This window comes from Streptomyces sp. NPDC001157 (assembly GCF_053598255.1).
Map to the genome: position 1 here is coordinate 67,649 of NZ_JBSFJW010000011.1, position 17,158 is coordinate 84,806.

Consider the following 17,158-nt stretch of genomic DNA (forward strand, 5'->3'; position numbering starts at 1 on the left):
GACGACGCCCGCGTATCCCTGATCGACGCCGCCGGCAAGGTCGTGGGGACGCGCACCACGAGCGTCGACGGTGCGGTAGGTGATCTTGGGATGGACGTCCACGTCGAGGGAGCCCGCGGAGCGCAGATGGTCCCGGCGACCTCGATCCGTGCCCCGAACTCAGTGAACCGCCCGTGCACACTGGTCAGCCCGAGGTGCCGGGCCACGGCGCTCACGCCGGAGTGCGCCGGGTCGATCGTCCACAGCCCGGGCGGCGGAAGTTCCGCCTGCTTCGGCGGTCGTCATGGTCGGTGGAAGCAGGAGGGAGCGAAACAGTCTCGTACCTACGGGGCCGGCTCGGACCGGGCCTCCACCGGAGCCGTGGCGCCGTACCGCACGTACCACTCGGTGGACATCACCCTGGACCGGTCCGTCGGCCGGAGCGCGGCGAGGCGGCCCGGGAGCGCCCCCCGTTCCACCTCGCTGCGATGAGCCATGATCGCGTCCAGTTTCCGTTCCACCCACGGCCCGACATCCACCACCGCCGACACCCACTCGTCGGGCACGCTGTACTCCGCCCGGGCCGGCCGGAGCAGCACCTCGCGCCCCAGAGCGCGTACTGCGGATTCCGGATGCGTGGCCAGGTAGAGCGCACTCGGCTCCCAGGCCGCCCCCGCCTCCGGATACAGCCGCCCCCAACCCGCCGCCTGCACGGCCGGCACCGTCACCCGATGGGCGTGCACATGATCCGGATGCCCGGACAGATTCCCGTACGCGTCATGCGTGATCACGATCTCCGGCCGGAACTCCCGTACATGCGTGACCAGCCGCTCCACGACCTCGTCCAGCGGCGCATCGCAGAAGCGTGGAGCGCCCGGCGCCGACTCGGGAACGCGTGCATCGGCGTACCCGAGCATCCGCGGTTCCCCGCCCCGAGAATGCGCAGCGCCTCGGCCGGCTCCCCGGCCCGCCGGGTGCCTTCGGCCCAGGTGGCGGTGACGACCGCGGTCGGCGCCCCCGAGGCAGCGTGCCGGGCGAGCACTCCGCCGGACACCAGCGACTCGTCGTCGGGGTGCGCGAAGACGGCCAGGAGGCTCGGGAGAGGCATGTCCGCATCGCCCTTCGTCGTAAAGGACCAAGGTTAGAGGCAACTACGGTCAGGGCATCAGGAGTTGGTGACGCCTGAACCGGCCGCCCCCGACGGGGACCCTGCCCCTGCGGAAGGGCCCGACCTCGCACCGGAACTGCTCGACCTCTACAAGATGGCCGTCGAGATGTCGGACCGGGTCTCCGCCCGGCGGGGTGCCGCGAACGCCTTCTTCCTCTCCGTCCAGACCGCATTCATCGGCGCACTGGGCATCACCGCCACGGAAAAACAGAATGTGCCGTGGTGGGCCGCGCTCGTACTGACGCTCGCCGGAATCTCCATCTCCCTCGTCTGGTGGCTCCAGTTGCGCAGTTACCGCGTGCTCAACCGCGCAAAATTCGACATCATCAATGCCCTCGAACCGCGACTGCCGCTACAGATATTCGGCGAGGAGTGGGAGATATTGACGGGGAATCAAGACGGGCCGTGGTGGACCAAGTACACCGAGTTGGGGGCGACCGAACGGAAAGTCCCCTGGGTATTTGCGGCATTGCACGCAGGTCTGTTCATAGGCATACTCTGCACGTGAGTTATCTGCGCGCGGACGCCGGTCTGATCCGCGAACTCCTGCCGACGGAGGCCCGGCCCCCGTCGGACGCCGACGGTCTCTTCCTTCTCTACGCCGTCCTCATGCGCGCCAAGGGGGAACTGGTCACCGCGACCGACGTCCACGACGCGTGGGCCGCCTGGATGGAGAACCGGGACCCGGACCATGCCGCAATCGTCCCCTTCGACGAGCTCTCCCGGACCACCCAGCGCGAGGACGAGCCCTACGTCCAGGCCATCCAGGCCGCGGCCCGGGTCCGGGCGAAAGCCGGGTCCTGAAGGCGACGACAGGCGATCCCCGAAAGAAGGGCGGAAATAAGGGATCCGATTCTCTCGATCGGGCATCTCCTTCGCCGTCGGCCGGCTCCGAGGTCGTTCCGGAATCCCATTCGCCGCCGACCGCCGGAATTCCTCGTACCGCTTCTGCCTTCGGCCTTGACTTCCCAAGACCCCCGCGCCACATTCCCACCCCGCACCTCCGCACCTGCGCAACTCACCCCACCCCTCGTCCGGTTGGAGCGACCTGCCATGGCCACGAGCGCGGAATCTGCGAGACGTACAGCACGACCCACCCGGAGACAGGTGCTCGGTACCACGGCCGCCACCGGACTCGCGCTGGCCGCCGGTGCCGGCACGCGCACGGCCACCGCTGCCGACCTCCCCCTCCTCGGCACCTATGACGTCGTCGTCATCGGCTCCGGCGCGGCCGGCATGACCGCCGCGCTCACGGCGGCCAAGCAGGGGCTGAGCACCGTCGTGGTCGAAAAGGCACCGACCTTCGGCGGATCCGCCGCCCGATCCGGTGCCGGCATCTGGGTTCCCAACAACCCCGTGATCCTCGCCGCCGGTGTCCCGGACACCCCCGCCAAGGCGGCCGTCTACCTCGCCGCGGTCGTCGGCCCCGACGTGCCCGTCGCCCGGCAGAACGCCTTCCTCGCCCACGGCCCCGACATGATCTCCTTCGTCATGGCCAACAGCCCGCTCCGCTTCCGCTGGATGGAGGGGTACAGCGACTACTACCCGGAGCTGCCGGGCGGTCTGCCGGGCGGCCGCTCCATCGAGCCCGACCAGTTCGACGGCAACCTCCTCGGCGCCGAACTCGCTCATCTCAATCCGCCGTACATGCAAGTCCCCTCCGGCATGGTCGTGTTCAGCGCCGACTACAAGTGGCTCGCCCTCGCCGCCGTGAGCGTCAAGGGCGCCGCCGTCGCCGCCCAGTGCCTGGCGCGCGGCACGAAGGCGGCGGTGCTGGGGCAGACGCCGCTGACCATGGGGCAGTCGCTGGCCGCCGGGTTGCGGAAGGGGCTGCTGGACGCAGGCGTCCCCGTCCGGCTCAGCACCCCGCTCACCGACCTGTTCACCGAGAACGGTGCCGTCACCGGGGCGGTGGTCACGAAGGACGGCACCCCCGGCCTCGTACGCGCCCGCCGCGCCGTCGTCGTCGGCTCCGGCGGCTTCGAGCACAACGGGGCCATGCGCACCCAGTACCAGCGCCGGCCCATCGGTACGGAGTGGACGGTCGGAGCGAAGGAGAACACGGGCGACGGCATCCGAGCGGGACGGCAACTGGGCGCCGCACTCGACCTCATGGACGACGCCTGGTGGGGACCGGCCATCCCGCTCCCCGGCCAGCCCTACTTCTGCCTCGCCGAACGAACCCTCCCCGGCGGCCTCCTCATCAACGCGGCGGGCTCCCGCTTCGTCAACGAGGCCGGCCCCTACAGCGACGTCGTCCACACCATGTACGACCGCAACCCCACGGACCCGGACATCCCGGCCTGGCTGATCGTCGACCAGAACTACCGCAACCGGTACCTGTTCAAGGACGTCGTCCCGACCTTCACCTTCCCCGACGACTGGTACAGCTCGGGGGCCGCTCACAAGGCCTGGACCCTCGACGCCCTCGCCGCCTCCGTCGGTGTTCCCGCGGCGGCCCTGCGCGCCACGGTCGACCGCTTCAACTCCCTTGCGCTGAAAGGGAGCGACAGCGACTTCCACCGCGGCGACAGCGCGTACGACCACTACTACACGGACCCCTCCGTCCTCCCCAACTCCTGCCTCGCACCCCTGTGGCTGCCCCCGTACTACGCCTTCCGTATCGTCCCCGGGGATCTCGGGACGAAGGGCGGGCTGGTCACGGACGCGAGGGCGCGGGTGCTGCGGCCGGACGGCTCGGTGATTCCAGGCCTGTACGCCGCCGGGAACGCCAGTGCCGCCGTGATGGGACACAGCTACGCCGGGGCCGGGTCGACCATCGGGCCCGCGATGACGTTCGGGTACATCGCGGCGCTGGACATCGCGGGGGTGCTCTAGGAGGCCGTCGCTGCAGGCTTCCGGGCTATGAGGAAGGCCTGCGGGGAGGTCTCCTCCAGGCTTTCCTCAGGTTCCCGCACCGTCTGCGAGAGGAGCGTGAAGCCCGCGTCCGCCAACAGCCGGACCATGTCCTCCGGCCGGCGGCGCCGGAAGGTCAGCGCGACGGGGCGGCCCCAGGGGCGGTCGTGGTGGCGGTGCTTGTCGCCCGCCTGGAAGCCGACCAGGAGGGGGCCGCCGGGCGCGAGCACCCTGTGGAACTCGGCGAAGAGGGCGGGCAGTTCGTCCGCAGGGGTATGGATGGAGGAGTACCAGGAGAGCGCCCCGGCCAGCGTCCCGTCGGGAATGTCCAGGTCCAGCATCGAGCCCTGCTCGAAACGCAGCCCCGGGTTCTCCCGGCGGGCCACCGCCAGCATCGACTCCGACAGGTCGAGGCCGAAGACGTCCAGCCCGAGCGAGGCGAGGCGCGCAGTCGTCCGGCCGGGACCGCACCCCAGGTCGGCCACCGGCCCCTCGCCACCCACGAGTTCGGCGAACACCTGGAGTATCGCCCGCTCCAGCGGCCGGTCCGCGAGCTCGCGCTCGAACAGCGCGGCGTAGTCCTCGGCCACGGCGTCGTAGAACGTCCGGGTGCTGGTGAGGAAGTCGGGTTCGGACGCGGTCTCGTCACGGGTCTCGGTCATGCTCAAAACCGTAGCGACCACCACTGACAACGGCCCGCCACCGGCCTCCTCGACCCCCCTGCGCGGCTGCACCTGTTCGGCTGCACCTGTTCGGCTGCACCTGTTCGGCTGCTTCCACTCGACTGCTCCCGCTTGGGCGCTCCTCTTCGGCTGCTTCTGCGCGGCTGCTCCTCTTCGGCCGCTCCCGCTCAGCCCACCCCCACCGCCCGCAGTACCGCCGCCGTCCCCGCAGCCCCCAGTACCACCACCGCGAACGGCGCCCGGCGCCATGCCAGCAGGCCCCCGACCAGCACCCCGGCCGGCCGTGCCCACCCCGCAAAGGCTCCGTTCTCCGTCAGTGCGCCCGTCGCCAGCAGGGCGGCCAGCAGCACGACCGCTCCCGCCGACAGCAGCTCCTGGACCCGGGCCGGGAGCTCCACGCGCCCGTGCAGCGCCGGGCCGACCAGACGGAAGGCGTACGTCCCGACCGCCAGGGCCAGGATCACCGCGACCGTGGCGTTCATGCGGAGACCCCCTTGCGGCCGTGCAGGACCAGCCCGGTCAGCGCCAGCAGCACCGGCACCCCTGCCGGGACGGCAGGCGTCACCGCGAGGGCCAGGGCGGCGCCGAGCAGCGCGCACCGCCGTATCCGGGTGTCCGCCCGCAGGGTGGGCAGGACCAGGGCCACCAGCACCGCGGGGAAGGCCGCGTCCAGTCCGTACGTCGCCGTGTCGCCCAGCGCGCCCCCGGCCAGCGCTCCGGCCAGGACACCCACGTTCCATACGACGAACAGGCCGATCCCCGAGACCCAGAACGCCCTCCGCCGCCGTACCGGATCGGTCTGGGCCAGGGCGAAGGCCACCGTCTCGTCGGTGACGAGGTGCGCGCCGAGGAGGCGGGTGAGGCGGCCCGGGCCGAGGGTGTCGGCGATCGCGAGGCTGAAAGCGGCCGTACGGGTGTTGAGGAGGAGGCCGGTGGCCGCCGCGGCGATCGGGCCGCCCCCGGCCAGCAGGACGCCGACCGCGCTGAACTGGGCGGAGCCCGCGTAGACCACGAGGGACATCACCACCGGCGCCCACACCGGCAGACCACCGGCCACGGCGATCGCGCCGAAGGAGACACCGACGATGCCGCTGGCCAGCCAGACGAGGGAGGCGTCGCGGATCAGATCACGCGGAAGGGTGCGGGCCGATGGTCGGGACATGGAGGGCGTTCGATCTGCCGTACGCATGTTCTCTAGAATGAACAGGAGAGCTTCCGTTCGTCAAGACGAACATTCGTACCGATGGAGCGAACATGACGTCCGAGCTGCCACCCCGGCTCCCCCTGGACTGGATCGCGGCCGCGCTGCGGCGCGAACGCACCCGTGCCGGGCTGTCCCTCTCCGAGCTGGCCAAGCGGGCCGGGATCGCGAAGTCGACGTTGTCGCAGCTGGAGGGGGCGGGCGGGAACCCGAGCGTGGAGACGCTGTGGGCGCTGGGGGTGGCGCTCGGGGTGCCGTTCAGCACGCTGGTGGAGCCGCCGGTGTCGCCCGTGCAGGTGATCAGGGCGGGGCAGGGGCCGACCGTCGCCTCGGAGAAGGCCGAGTACGCGGCCACGCTGCTGTCCGCGAGCCCGCCCGGTGCACGCCGGGACATCTATCACCTGCGGGCCGAGCCGGGGGCGGTCCGAGAGTCGGAACCGCATATTCCGGGCTCGGTGGAGCACCTGATCGTGTCCACGGGCAAGGTGAAGGCGGGGCCGGCGGGGGAGACGGTGGAGCTCGGGCCCGGGGACTACATGACGTACCGCGGGGATGTGCCGCACTCGTACGAGGCGCTGGCGCCCGGGACGACGTTCGTGCTGGTCATGCAGCACGTATAGGTCCCCGGAAAAGGCAGGAGCCCCGCTGCCTTGCGGCGCGGGGCTCCTTGGGTACTGCTCTCAGTTCCGGATCAAAGCACCAGGCTCCGAGACCGAATCAGACGGGGGTGACGTTCTCCGCCTGCGGGCCCTTCGGGCCCTGGGTCACGTCGAAGGAGACCTGCTGGTTCTCCTCCAGCGAGCGGAAGCCGCTCGCGTTGATGGCGGAGTAGTGGACGAAGACGTCCGGGCCGCCACCTTCCTGGGCGATGAAGCCAAAGCCCTTTTCGGCGTTGAACCACTTCACGGTTCCGGTAGCCATAAGCCCTCCTTGGGCCCAAAGGGTTGCCCTGCTCCAGAACCTGCAAGTGTGAAAACAGTGCTGCACAACTGCATACGTCTGAAAACGACGAGAGCCCGCGGTTACATGCTCCGCAGGCTCTGTACTGCAAGGGAAACCAAACTGCAACTTGCGGCGAGCCTAGCACGCGGGCAGCCGAAAGCAATAGAGGGCAAGATCACGTCACCCAGACGTTTGAAGATCGTCCGGGTGGGGTTGACGGGGCGCCGGTGACGGCGACACACCACCCTGAAGGCTGCACCGTACCCCATGGGGTCTAGCCTCGCGATGTGGACAATTCTCGCACCCGGCCGCGCGTCGGCCACATCCAGTTCCTGAACTGCCTGCCCCTGTACTGGGGGCTTGCGAGGACGGGCACGCTCCTCGACTTCGAGCTGACGAAGGACACCCCGGAGAAGCTCAGCGAGCAGCTGGTGCAGGGAGACCTCGACATCGGTCCCATCACCCTCGTCGAGTTCCTCAAGAACGCGGACGACCTGGTCGCCTTCCCGGACATCGCGGTGGGGTGCGACGGCCCGGTGATGTCCTGCGTGATCGTCTCGCAGGTCCCGCTGGACGAGCTGGACGGCGCCCGGGTCGCGCTCGGCTCGACCTCGCGCACCTCCGTCCGCCTCGCGCAGCTCCTCCTGGCCGAGCGCTACGGCGTCCAGCCCGACTACTACACCTGCCCGCCCGACCTCAGCCTGATGATGCAGGAGGCCGAGGCGGCCGTACTCATCGGGGACGCGGCCCTGCGGGCGAACCTCCACGACGGGCCGAGGTTCGGCCTGGAGGTGCACGACCTCGGCGCGCTGTGGAAGGAGTGGACCGGGCTGCCGTTCGTGTTCGCGGTCTGGGCGGCGCGCCGGGACTACCTGGAGCGCGAGCCCGTCATCACCCGACGCGTCCACGAGGCCTTCCTCGCCTCCCGCAACCTCTCCCTGGACGAGGTCGGCAAGGTCGCCGAGCAGGCGGCCCGCTGGGAGGAGTTCGACGAGCGGGTCCTGGAGCGGTACTTCACCACGCTGGACTTCCGCTTCGGCGGGCCGCAGCTGGCCGCGGTCGCCGAGTTCGCCCGGCGGGTCGGGCCGACCACCGGCTTCCCGGCGGACGTCAAGGTGGATCTGTTGCAGCCGTAAGCCGTACGGGAACGGCGCACTACCCTTTTCTCGTCGTTACGGGGGATACGGGGGAGGGGTGGACGCCATGCAGCCGCTCGGAGCCGACGAGCCCACCGTCGTGGGGCCCTACCGGCTGCTCGGCCGGCTCGGCTCCGGCGGGATGGGCCGCGTCTACCTGGGACGCAGCGCCGGGGGCCGCACGGTCGCGGTCAAGATCGTGCACCCGCACTTCGCGCTCGACGAGGAGTTCCGCGCCCGCTTCCGCCGCGAGGTGGAGGCCGCGCGGCGGGTGGGCGGCGCCTGGACGGCTCCGGTGCTCGACGCGGACCCCGGGGCGGCCGTCCCCTGGGTGGCCACGGCTTATGCGGCGGGTCCGTCGCTGGCGGCGGCCGTCGCGGACGGCGGCCCGCTGCCCGCTCATTCGGTACGGGTGCTGGGTGCGGGCCTGGCGGAGGCACTGGCGGCGGTGCACGAACTGGGTCTGGTGCACCGGGACGTGAAGCCGTCCAACGTCCTGCTGACGCTCGACGGACCGCTGTTGATCGACTTCGGCATCGCGCGGGCGACGGACGGCACGGCGTCCCTGACGTCCACCGGCGTGTCCATCGGCTCGCCCGGCTACATGTCGCCCGAGCAGATCCTCGGGAAGGGGGCCTCGGGAGCGGCCGACGTCTTCTCGCTGGGCGCGGTGCTGGCGTATGCGGCGACGGGGGAGCCGCCGTTCCCCGGGGATTCGTCCGCGGCTCTGCTCTACAAGGTCGTCCACGAGGAGCCCGAACTCGGCTCGCTGAGCGGTGAGTTGCGAGATGTGACGGAGGCGTGCCTGGTCAAGGAGCCGGAGCGGCGGCCGACGCCGGGTGAGGTGGCACGGCGGCTCGCTCCCGAGGGAGCGGCGCGGATGGTGGCGGGCGGGTGGCTGCCGGGGACGCTGGTGGAACAGGTGAGCCGCAGTGTCGTGAAGCTGCTGAACCTGGAGGCGGGGGACGAGGCGCCCTCGGGGCCGGTGGGGTTCAGCAGCCCTTCGGTCGGGGATGCGGTGACGGCGGGTGGGGAAGGGGCTGCGCAGTCGACGGCCGGCCGGGAGGCGGCTGGGCAGCCGACGGTGGGGGAGTTCGGACCGGCGCCGGTGATGCCGGCAGCTGCGGCCTACTCCGGCTCCCCGGTTTCCGCGCCTGCGCCGGCCGGTCCTGTCTCCGCCGGTCCTGCCTCTGCCGTTCCTGCGCCTCCCGGCTCCGTGCCCGAGCCGCAGGACGCCCCTCCCGTCGAGCAGCGTCCCGGCAGGTTCACCGTGTCCGTGGCGGCGGCGTCCGCGCCGGGGGACGGCGGGCGCGGACGGCGGCTGAGCTGCACGGTGGCGCTGGCGGTCGCGGGGGCGTTGGCGGCGGTGACGGTGGGGTCGGTGTTCCTGTTCGACCTGTTGCCGGGCAGCAGTGAGAACGACGCGGGCGGTGCCGGCACCGGCGCGTACTCCCCGGGGCCGCGTGGCACTGCGAGCGCCTCACCCACCGGCGACTCCACCGCCGCGGAGGGCGCCGCCGTCCCCGACGGCTACCTCGGCACCTGGGAGGGCCAGGGCCTCGTCCTCGACGGCGCCCTGCCCGCGGGAACCTTCCGGGTGACCGTCCATCAGGCGCGCGTGGGCGAGGAGTTGGGCAGAGTCCGGCAGACCGACCAGCTCGGCGGTGTCTGCAACGACGTACTGACCCTGAAGAAGGTGACGAAGAAGGAACTCGTCACGACGTCGGTGGGCGCCAGGTCCAACCACGCGGGGTGCAACCCCGATGCGCACACGGTGCGGCTGGCCCGGGTCGGCAACGACCTGACGTACATGTCGGACAGCGACGCGGAGGGGAAGCCCACGGCTCGGATGTCGAAGGTCAAGTAGACGAAGCCCAGGTCAGGGGTTGTTGCCCCAGAGGGAGGTGTCGTCGCTCCTGAGACTGGGAACCCCGCCGTAGGTCCCGCCGCCCGCGGTCACCAGCGGGGCGGAGAGCTGGTCCTCCAGCACACCGTCGCGGACTTGGACGATCGTGCTGCCGTGGTCGGTCCTGCCCGGCTTGAACCTCTTGCCTTCGATCGCCGCCTTCAGATACGAGAGGGCGTACTTCGCGTAGAGGTCGGCCGGCTGGGAGACCGTGGCGTCGATCTTGCCCTGGGCGATGTCCTGGAGCTCCCTGGGGGTGCCGTCGTTGGAGACCACGAACACGTGCCTGTCGTCCTTCGGACCGACCAGCAGACCCTGCTGCTTGAGCACCTGCAAAGTGCCCGAGAGCGCGGAGCTGGCCTGCATGTAGACGCCCTTGATGTCCGGGTGGGCGGTGAGGTCCGTCTGCAGCTTCCGGGCCGCGATCGCCCCGTCCCAGTTGGTCGGCTCGCCGAAGACCTCGATCTTGGGGTAGTTCTCCTTCATGCACCCGTTGAAGCCATCGGTGCGGTCCCGGGCATTGATCGAGGCGAGGTCGCCTTCGAGCATGACGACCTTGCCCTCGCCGCCGAGCTTGGTGCCGAGGAACCGGCAGGCCTTCTCGCCGTACGCGCGGTTGTCGGCGCGGACGATCATGTAGACGTGGCCGGTGTCAGGGCGGGTGTCCAGGGTGACCACGGGGATCTTCGAGGCGGACAACTGCCTGAGGACGGGCCCGATCGCGCCGGTGCTCTGCGGAGCCATCGCCACGCCCTTCACCCTGTGGATGATGAGCGTCTGTACGTTGGCGGCGAGGTTGCCGACGTCGTTCTGCGAGTTGGTCGCCTCCAGCCGCAGGCCGAGCTCCTTGGCGAACTGAGGGGTGTACTTGATGTACGAAGTCCAGAAGTCGGTGTCGGAGCGGGGATAGTCGACGCCCACCACCGGGGCGTCGTTCGCACCGCCCCCCGAGTCGGTACCGGAGCCGCCGCAGGCGCTGAGCGCGGTGACGGCGAGGACGATGACGGCGCCGAGGCCGGGATGTCGGAGGCATCGGGTCTGCACCGGGGAGCGGGCTCGCGACGTACGCGAGTCGGTGTGGTTTCCGCTGCTCATCAGGCCTCCTCGTCCCCACTGTAGACGTCGTGCCCGCCCGGCAGGCGGGTGCTCGGCGGGCGCATCGGGCACCTGTGAGCAAGCCGGCGCCGAAGCCGACGGCGACGTCGGGTCCGTGACGTGGAGCGGGGCCGAATTGGTGGCGGCGGCTTTACTCCGAGCCGTGCCCTGCGCTGCCGGGCGCGCCCGGGCAGCCGTCTCCGGGAGGCGTGGAGACCGGTGGGGCGGCGGGCCCGGAGCCGGGTGGGGGCTCGGTCCCGGTGGGGCCGGGCGTGGTCGGTGCCGGGTCCTGGGCCGGCGGTGCGACGGGGGGCGTGTCGGTGTCGTCCGCCGGGGGCGCCGGGTCTTCAACAGGCCCGGGCTCCACAGGAGTCGGGGCCTCGGGCTCCGATGCGGGCGGCGGCGAGGGCGCGCTCGGGGGAGCGGCTTCGGGTGTGTGATCGGAGGGGGGTGCCGGAGTCGAGGGGGAGTCGTCGTCAGCGGGCGGGGCCGGGGTCTCCGGGGTGTCCTCGGTGGGGGGTTCCGGGCTTTCCGGAGGCTCCTGGGTCGGAGGCGCGGGAGTCTCGGGGGGCTGCTCGCTCGGGGCCGGAGCCTTCGGGTACGGGTCGGTGGGCGAGGGCGGGGCCTTCGGCTCTTCGTCCGAACCGCCCGTCTTCGGGGGAGCCGGAGGCGTGCCCTTCGGTGCGGGATCGGCCGGCTTCTCCGGTGCGGTCCCGGCGGGCGGCGGTGTGTCGTCCGTCCTGCTTCCGGACGTGTGCCCACCCGGCGCCGGCGCGGGCTCATCGGCGTCACCGGGTCTCGATACGGCCGTTGCGGTCCCGTCGGTATCGGCCGCGCGCACCCGCTCGCTGCTCGGAACGCCGGTCGTACGAGCCGACGTACCGTCCTTCTTCGGTGCCCCGCTCCTGGCACCCGTCGCCGGCGTACCGGCCACCGGGACGTGAGCCGCGGGCGCGTCGGCCACCGGCGTCCGCCGGGCCGGAACCCGACCCGGGTCGGCCGGGCCGATGACGAGGAGGAGCGCGGCGGCGCCCGCCACGACCGCCCCGGCAGCCGCCGCCACCTGCGTCTTCGAACCGCCGACCGCCGCCTGGCGCACCCCGTGCAGCAGCCCGTGCCCGCCGGCCGCGGTCGCCGCACCGGCCGATCCGGCGGTGAGGGTGAGCAGGAACTTGCCCGCCCCGCCCACCGCGAACACGAGAAGTGCCGGCCCGACGAGCGCGGGCAACCGGTCGTTGGCGCTCATCAGGGCGGCCAGCCGCGCCCGGCAGTCGTCACACGCGTCCACATGCCCGAGCAGTCGTTCGGACTGCTTCGCCGTCGCCGCACCCCTCACATACGCGGGCATACGCGCCCAGTACACCTGGCACGCGGGGTCGTCGGGCGCACCGGTCTGGGTCCGCAGGAACGCCTGCCGCATACCCTCCCGGGCCCGGTGCAACAGCACGGCCGTGGCACCCTCCTTGGTCCCGAGCTGCGGACCGATCGCGGCCAGCGGCTGCCCCTCCGCCTCGGCCAGCCACAGCGCCTTCACCCACCGCTCGGGCAACTGCCCCAGCACCCGTACCACCAGGTCGACGGAGGACACCCGCTCGGCGGGGTCGTCCGTGTGCGGGTGCCCGTCCGACTCGACCCGCTCCTCGCCGTGCGGATCCCGCGGCGTCTCGCGCACCGCGCTCCCGGCTGCGATCGCGAGGTGGCGCACCGTCGTCATCAGATACGCCGGCACGTTGTCGATCTCGTGGCCCGCGGCCAGCCGCCGCCACACCCGGAAGTGCGCCTCGGCGACCAGGTCTTCGGCGGTCCAGGCGTTCCGGGTGAGCGAGCGGGCGTATGCGACGAGTCGCGGCTGCTGTTCCTCATAGATCCGGGCGTACGCGGCCGTGGCGGCGTGGGACGCGGAAGCCGGTCGGGACACTGCAGTGGAACCGTCGGACATGGCGGAACGCTCCAGTTGCCTACTACTGAGGGCCGGGGGAAGGTTTTGTAAGGCTAGATGGCAAAAGCTTCAATCAAAGTTGCGGTGAATCGCGGATGTGGCGCACGTCACGAAAGTTGACTTCTATTACGGCGTAATGCCCGGGCCTCCCGGGTGCTCCCAAGGGGTACACGGGCCCAACTGGCCCCCCGCAGAACCCGACATGCTCGAAATGCTCTACATGCCCGAAAAGGGAGCCCCCCTCGTGTACATAGCCCTGGAGCAGCCCACCGGCGCCCACCTGCTCACCCCCGACCACGACGAACTGGCGGTGCCCGTCACCCTGCGGTACCTCTCCGAGGACCCGCTGGCGGTCCATCTCGTCTTCCCGGCCTGGATCTCCCTCGACGACGAGGAGGTCATCTGGACCTTCGCCCGCAGCCTCCTGGAGGAGGGCCTGGGTGCCCCCGCGGGTCTCGGCACGGTACGGCTCCGCCCGCACGGCCCGGCCCACACCCTCGTGGAACTCCACGCCCCGCAGGGCATCGCGGCGGTCCGCTTCGAAACCACGGCCCTGCACCGCTTCCTGCTCCGCTCCTACACGGTCACCGAGCCGGGCGGCGAACCCCTGGAACCGGCCCTCGACCGGGGGCTCGCCTCTCTGTTCGGCGCCGTGTGAGGCTGGGGGCAACGGTTTCGCAGGCCAACGACCCCCGGAACGGATGAAGTTGCTGATCGCCGTCGCCGCGCTCTGGGGCGCGGCAGCAGGGGCGCTGCTGCCACGGGCCGCCCACCGGTTCTCCGTACGGTCGTACGGACCCGGCGCCCCCGCCCTCGTCACCGCCTCCGTCTGTGCCGCCCTCGCCGCCGCCACCGGCACCCGCCCCGAGCTCGGTGTCTGGCTGCTGCTCGGGCCCGTCGGGGTCCTGCTGGCGCTCGTCGACCTGAGGGTGAAGCGGCTGCCGGACGTTCTGACGCTGCCGCTCGCGGGCGCCGCCCTCGTGCTGCTCGGCGTCGTGGCGCTGCTCCCCGAGCACGCCGGTGACTGGACGACGGCGCTGTACGGGGCCCTCGCGCTCGGTGGGTTCTTTCTCGTGCTGTCCCTCATCGAGCCGGACGGCATGGGCCTGGGGAACGTCAAGTTGACGCTCGGGCCGGGCGCCGCCCTGGGGTGGTACGGCTGGCCGACGCTCATGCTCGGCACCCTCGCCGCGTTCCTGCTCGGGGCGCTGTACGCGGGCGCACTCGCCGTCGCGGGGCGGGCCGGGCGCGAGACGGCTGCCGCCTTCGGGCCGTTCCTGCTCGGCGGGGCGTTTCTCGGGCTGCTGATCGGGGCGTACACGGCCTGACGTAGGCTGGGCAGGTCTGTCCACAACCCTTGACGAAAGGGACGCCCCGGTGACCGAGAAGGCCGACCTTCAGTCCGTCCTCGACCGTGCCGCGGCCGGTGGTCGGATCACCCCCGAAGAGGCACTCGACCTCTACCGCGACGCCCCGCTGCATGCGCTGGGCGCCGCCGCCGACGCCGTGCGCCGCCGTAAGTACGCCGGCACCGAGCACATCGCGACGTACATCATCGAGCGCAACATCAACTACACGAACGTGTGTGTCACGGCGTGCAAGTTCTGCGCCTTCTACGCCGCTCCCAAGGACACCGCCAAGGGCTGGACGCGGGATCTGGACGACATCCTGCGGCGCTGCGCGGAGACCGTCGAGCTCGGCGGCACCCAGATCATGTTCCAGGGCGGGCACCACCCGGACTACGGCGTGGAGTACTACGAGAAGCACTTCGCCGCCATCAAGAAGGAGTTCCCGCAGCTCGTCATCCACAGCCTGGGGGCGAGCGAGGTCGAGCACATGGCCCGGATCTCCAAGGTGAGCGTGGAGGAGGCCATCTCCCGTATTCACGCGGCCGGGCTCGACTCCTTCGCGGGCGCCGGCGCCGAGCTGCTCCCCGAGCGGCCGCGCAAGGCCATCGCGCCCCTCAAGGAGAGCGGCGAGCGCTGGCTGGAGATCATGGAGACCGCGCACAACCTGGGTGTCGAGTCGACGTCCACCATGCTCATGGGCACGGGCGAGACCAACGCCGAGCGCATCGAGCACCTGCGGATGATCCGTGACGTACAGGACCGCACGGGCGGCTTCCGTGCCTTCATCCCGTACACCTACCAGCCCGAGAACAACCACCTGAAGGGCCGCACCCAGGCCACGCTCTTCGAGTACCTGCGGATGATCGCCATCGCGCGGCTGTTCATGGACAACGTCCAGCACATCCAGGGGTCCTGGCTGACCACCGGCAAGGAGGTCGGGCAGCTCTCCCTGCACTACGGCGCCGACGACCTCGGCTCCATCATGCTGGAGGAGAACGTCGTCTCCTCGGCCGGTGCCAAGCACCGCTCCAACCGGCTCGAGATCATCGACCTCATCAGGAAGGCGGGGCGCGTTCCCGCCCAGCGAACCACGACGTACGAGCACATCGTCGTCCACGACGACCCGGCGAACGACCCCGTCGACGAGCGGGTGATGTCGCACATCTCGTCCACGGCGATCGCGGGCGGCACGGCCCACCCCGAGCTGAAGCTGCTGGCTTCCAACTGACGTACCGGTGCTGACGATTCACGCGGCGGACGAGGTCCGGACCGGCCGCGACGCCGAGCCGATCAAGGACGGCGCCGTGGCGGTCGAGGGGAACCGGATCGCCGCGGTGGGTCCGCTGGCTCAGGTGCGGGACCGGTTTCCGCAGGCACGGGTGCGGAGTTGGCCGGGCGTCCTGGAGCCCGGGCGCCTCCACGAGGGTCCGCTTCCCGATGCCCCGAGCCCACGTGAACGCGTTCATGCCGTGCTGAAGTCGGGCGCCGTGGCGATCCTCGCGCAGTACGCCGACTCACCCGAACTGCGGGCGGCGGCCGACCGGAACGACGTCCTCGTCCTGTCCGGTACGCGGCCCCCGGCTCTGGCCGAGTCCGGCCGGGCCGACCTCGCCGTGTTCGACGAAACCGGCGCGTGCCTCGCGACGGTGTGCGCGGGGCGCCTCGTACACCGACGTCGTTAGCCCGCGACCGCCTTCCCGAACGCTCCCGAACTCTCCCTCGCCCCGCGAAGAAGAAGCCCAGGTTCCTCCCCTGAGCGGGAGCCGCGGGCGGTGCTGCAAGAATGGCGGGCGTGACCCGCGCCTCCCTGAACAAGCAGCCGCACGAAGTCGCCTCGATGTTCGACGACGTGGCGGAACGGTACGACCTGACGAACGATGTGCTGTCGCTCGGCCAGGACCGGGTGTGGCGCAAGGAGGTGGCCCGGGCGGTCGACGCCCGGCCCGCGCAGAAGATCCTGGACCTGGCCGCCGGTACGGCCACGTCCTCGTTGCCCTTCGCCCGCACGGGCGCGTACGTCGTCCCGTGCGACTTCTCCCTCGGCATGCTCCAGGTCGGCAAGAAGAAGCACCCCTGGCTGCCGCTGACCGCGGGCGACGCGACGAAGCTGCCGTTCAAGGACGACACCTTCGACGCCGTCACGATCTCCTTCGGGCTGCGCAACGTGCAGGACTTCGACACGGCCCTGCGTGAGATGCACCGGGTGACCAAGCCCGGCGGCCGGGTGGTGATCTGCGAGTTCTCGCACCCGACCTGGGCGCCCTTCCGCACGGTCTACACCGAGTACCTGATGCGCGCCCTGCCGCCCGTCGCCCGCGCGGTCTCCTCGAACCCGGAGGCCTACGTCTATCTCGCCGAGTCCATTCGCGCCTGGCCCGACCAGCCCGCGCTGGCCGAGCATCTGCAGAAGGCCGGCTGGTCGAAGGTGGCGTGGCGGAACCTGACGGGCGGGGTGGTCGCCCTGCACCGAGGTTTCAAGGGCTGACGTTCAGGCGGAGCTGACGACGTACGGGTCGCCCGGCTCGTCCAGCTCGCGCTGCAGTCCCCCGGTGGGGGGCCTGGGAATGCGCGGCTCGCGCACGCCTCCGCCGCCCTCTCCTTCGCCGAAGTCGAACCACACGTAGATCACGGAGTCCCGCGGTACCTCCGCATTGGGCTGCGGGTACTGCCGTACGACGTACTCGACCACGGTCTGGTGGAAGTCGGGCCGGTCCGGCGCATTCAGGAAGAGGCCGGTCGCCTCCGCCGTCTTGCGCGCGTCCATGGCCATCAGTCCGACGAGCCGTGGTACGCGTACCTCGGGTGTTTTGGGTGTTATTCGCACAGATGTCACCCCCAGCGGTACTGGAAGAGTAACCGCACGGGGGTGCCATCCGGAAGCGCCAAGTATCTTTCTGTAGCAGT

General features: G+C 71.1%; 18 protein-coding genes and 1 pseudogene. 11 read left to right on the plus strand and 8 right to left on the minus strand.

Translation table 11 applies throughout. The features are described from left to right. Positions 1-323 precede the first annotated feature (323 nt). Positions 324-1,087 (minus strand): annotated as a pseudogene (locus tag ACWDAG_RS21105) (PIG-L deacetylase family protein). Between the two features lie 67 nt (positions 1,088-1,154). Between ACWDAG_RS21105 and ACWDAG_RS21110 the strand changes: the two are divergent. The 3 genes from ACWDAG_RS21110 to kstD all read left to right on the plus strand — a co-directional run bounded on the left by ACWDAG_RS21110 (position 1,155) and on the right by kstD (position 3,985). Further along, complete coding sequence (locus tag ACWDAG_RS21110; protein ID WP_450697121.1) at positions 1,155-1,655, plus strand: RipA family octameric membrane protein; 501 nt, start codon at positions 1,155-1,157, stop codon at positions 1,653-1,655. Then, positions 1,652-1,951 (plus strand): DUF7701 domain-containing protein, encoded by a 300-nt coding sequence (locus tag ACWDAG_RS21115; RefSeq protein WP_450697122.1) that lies wholly within the window; start codon positions 1,652-1,654, stop codon positions 1,949-1,951. The genes ACWDAG_RS21110 and ACWDAG_RS21115 overlap by 4 nt, the downstream gene beginning before the upstream one ends. A gap of 249 nt (positions 1,952-2,200) precedes the next feature. Continuing rightward, positions 2,201-3,985 (plus strand): 3-oxosteroid 1-dehydrogenase, encoded by a 1,785-nt coding sequence (gene kstD, locus ACWDAG_RS21120; RefSeq protein WP_450697123.1) that lies wholly within the window; start codon positions 2,201-2,203, stop codon positions 3,983-3,985. On the opposite strand, the gene ACWDAG_RS21125 is transcribed toward kstD, so the two are convergent. The 3 genes from ACWDAG_RS21125 to ACWDAG_RS21135 all read right to left on the minus strand — a co-directional run bounded on the left by ACWDAG_RS21125 (position 3,982) and on the right by ACWDAG_RS21135 (position 5,848). After that, positions 3,982-4,665, minus strand: coding sequence for a class I SAM-dependent methyltransferase (locus ACWDAG_RS21125; protein ID WP_450697124.1), 684 nt, complete (start codon positions 4,663-4,665; stop codon positions 3,982-3,984). The genes kstD and ACWDAG_RS21125 overlap by 4 nt on opposite strands. Positions 4,666-4,853: 188 nt before the next feature. Then, positions 4,854-5,168, minus strand: coding sequence for an AzlD domain-containing protein (locus ACWDAG_RS21130; RefSeq protein ID WP_450697125.1), 315 nt, complete (start codon positions 5,166-5,168; stop codon positions 4,854-4,856). Further along, positions 5,165-5,848 (minus strand): AzlC family ABC transporter permease, encoded by a 684-nt coding sequence (locus ACWDAG_RS21135; protein WP_450697126.1) that lies wholly within the window; start codon positions 5,846-5,848, stop codon positions 5,165-5,167. Before ACWDAG_RS21135 ends, ACWDAG_RS21130 begins: the two co-directional genes overlap by 4 nt. A 92-nt stretch (positions 5,849-5,940) precedes the next feature. Between ACWDAG_RS21135 and ACWDAG_RS21140 the strand changes: the two genes are divergently transcribed. Continuing rightward, on the plus strand, positions 5,941-6,507 hold the full coding sequence (locus tag ACWDAG_RS21140) for a helix-turn-helix domain-containing protein (protein WP_450697127.1): 567 nt from the start codon (positions 5,941-5,943) through the stop codon (positions 6,505-6,507). Between the two features lie 97 nt (positions 6,508-6,604). Here the strand turns inward: ACWDAG_RS21140 and ACWDAG_RS21145 are convergent, their stop codons facing one another. After that, positions 6,605-6,808 (minus strand): cold-shock protein, encoded by a 204-nt coding sequence (locus ACWDAG_RS21145; RefSeq protein ID WP_003992177.1) that lies wholly within the window; start codon positions 6,806-6,808, stop codon positions 6,605-6,607. A gap of 308 nt (positions 6,809-7,116) precedes the next feature. Here ACWDAG_RS21145 and ACWDAG_RS21150 point away from each other — a divergent pair, with 308 nt between their 5' ends. Beyond that, positions 7,117-7,965 carry a menaquinone biosynthetic enzyme MqnA/MqnD family protein gene (locus tag ACWDAG_RS21150; protein WP_450697128.1) on the plus strand — a complete coding sequence of 283 codons (849 nt, stop codon included), beginning with the start codon at positions 7,117-7,119 and terminating at the stop codon, positions 7,963-7,965. A 67-nt stretch (positions 7,966-8,032) separates the two neighbouring features. Next, positions 8,033-9,832 (plus strand): protein kinase domain-containing protein, encoded by a 1,800-nt coding sequence (locus tag ACWDAG_RS21155; RefSeq protein ID WP_450697129.1) that lies wholly within the window; start codon positions 8,033-8,035, stop codon positions 9,830-9,832. Between the two features lie 12 nt (positions 9,833-9,844). Here ACWDAG_RS21155 and ACWDAG_RS21160 read toward each other — a convergent pair whose 3' ends face one another. After that, the gene (locus tag ACWDAG_RS21160; RefSeq protein WP_450697130.1) at positions 9,845-10,966 is read right to left on the minus strand and encodes a sugar ABC transporter substrate-binding protein; all 1,122 of its coding nucleotides are present in this window, start codon (positions 10,964-10,966) and stop codon (positions 9,845-9,847) included. A 151-nt stretch (positions 10,967-11,117) separates the two neighbouring features. Next, a complete protein-coding gene (locus ACWDAG_RS21165; RefSeq protein ID WP_450697131.1) occupies positions 11,118-12,884 on the minus strand; it encodes a sigma-70 family RNA polymerase sigma factor in 1,767 nt (588 codons plus the stop codon). Between the two features lie 223 nt (positions 12,885-13,107). On the opposite strand from ACWDAG_RS21165, the gene ACWDAG_RS21170 reads away from it, so the two are divergent. The 5 genes from ACWDAG_RS21170 to ACWDAG_RS21190 all read left to right on the plus strand — a co-directional run bounded on the left by ACWDAG_RS21170 (position 13,108) and on the right by ACWDAG_RS21190 (position 16,739). After that, positions 13,108-13,563 carry an SsgA family sporulation/cell division regulator gene (locus ACWDAG_RS21170; protein ID WP_450697132.1) on the plus strand — a complete coding sequence of 152 codons (456 nt, stop codon included), beginning with the start codon at positions 13,108-13,110 and terminating at the stop codon, positions 13,561-13,563. A 43-nt stretch (positions 13,564-13,606) separates the two neighbouring features. Continuing rightward, positions 13,607-14,233 (plus strand): prepilin peptidase, encoded by a 627-nt coding sequence (locus ACWDAG_RS21175; RefSeq protein WP_450697133.1) that lies wholly within the window; start codon positions 13,607-13,609, stop codon positions 14,231-14,233. 49 nt (positions 14,234-14,282) lie between these two features. Then, on the plus strand, positions 14,283-15,482 hold the full coding sequence (gene mqnC / locus ACWDAG_RS21180) for a cyclic dehypoxanthinyl futalosine synthase (protein WP_450697134.1): 1,200 nt from the start codon (positions 14,283-14,285) through the stop codon (positions 15,480-15,482). A 7-nt stretch (positions 15,483-15,489) separates the two neighbouring features. Next, positions 15,490-15,936, plus strand: a complete 447-nt coding sequence (locus ACWDAG_RS21185; RefSeq protein ID WP_450697135.1) for an imidazolonepropionase-like domain-containing protein — start codon at positions 15,490-15,492, stop codon at positions 15,934-15,936. 110 nt (positions 15,937-16,046) lie between these two features. Continuing rightward, positions 16,047-16,739 (plus strand): demethylmenaquinone methyltransferase, encoded by a 693-nt coding sequence (locus ACWDAG_RS21190; protein WP_450697136.1) that lies wholly within the window; start codon positions 16,047-16,049, stop codon positions 16,737-16,739. 3 nt (positions 16,740-16,742) lie between these two features. Here ACWDAG_RS21190 and ACWDAG_RS21195 read toward each other — a convergent pair whose 3' ends face one another. Beyond that, the gene (locus tag ACWDAG_RS21195; RefSeq protein WP_450697137.1) at positions 16,743-17,078 is read right to left on the minus strand and encodes a PASTA domain-containing protein; all 336 of its coding nucleotides are present in this window, start codon (positions 17,076-17,078) and stop codon (positions 16,743-16,745) included. Between the last annotated feature and the right edge of the window lie 80 nt (positions 17,079-17,158).

What these genes read in the sequence shown, in the direction of transcription:
- kstD (WP_450697123.1), top strand. Translation starts at nt 2,201, where the DNA reads ATGGCCACGAGCGCGGAATCTGCGAGACGTACAGCACGACCCACCCGG.
- ACWDAG_RS21125 (WP_450697124.1), bottom strand. Translation starts at nt 4,665, where the DNA reads ATGACCGAGACCCGTGACGAGACCGCGTCCGAACCCGACTTCCTCACC.
- ACWDAG_RS21130 (WP_450697125.1), bottom strand. Translation starts at nt 5,168, where the DNA reads ATGAACGCCACGGTCGCGGTGATCCTGGCCCTGGCGGTCGGGACGTAC.
- ACWDAG_RS21135 (WP_450697126.1), bottom strand. Translation starts at nt 5,848, where the DNA reads ATGTCCCGACCATCGGCCCGCACCCTTCCGCGTGATCTGATCCGCGAC.
- ACWDAG_RS21140 (WP_450697127.1), top strand. Translation starts at nt 5,941, where the DNA reads ATGACGTCCGAGCTGCCACCCCGGCTCCCCCTGGACTGGATCGCGGCC.
- ACWDAG_RS21145 (WP_003992177.1), bottom strand. Translation starts at nt 6,808, where the DNA reads ATGGCTACCGGAACCGTGAAGTGGTTCAACGCCGAAAAGGGCTTTGGC.
- ACWDAG_RS21155 (WP_450697129.1), top strand. Translation starts at nt 8,033, where the DNA reads ATGCAGCCGCTCGGAGCCGACGAGCCCACCGTCGTGGGGCCCTACCGG.
- ACWDAG_RS21160 (WP_450697130.1), bottom strand. Translation starts at nt 10,966, where the DNA reads ATGAGCAGCGGAAACCACACCGACTCGCGTACGTCGCGAGCCCGCTCC.
- ACWDAG_RS21170 (WP_450697132.1), top strand. Translation starts at nt 13,108, where the DNA reads ATGCTCGAAATGCTCTACATGCCCGAAAAGGGAGCCCCCCTCGTGTAC.
- ACWDAG_RS21175 (WP_450697133.1), top strand. Translation starts at nt 13,607, where the DNA reads ATGAAGTTGCTGATCGCCGTCGCCGCGCTCTGGGGCGCGGCAGCAGGG.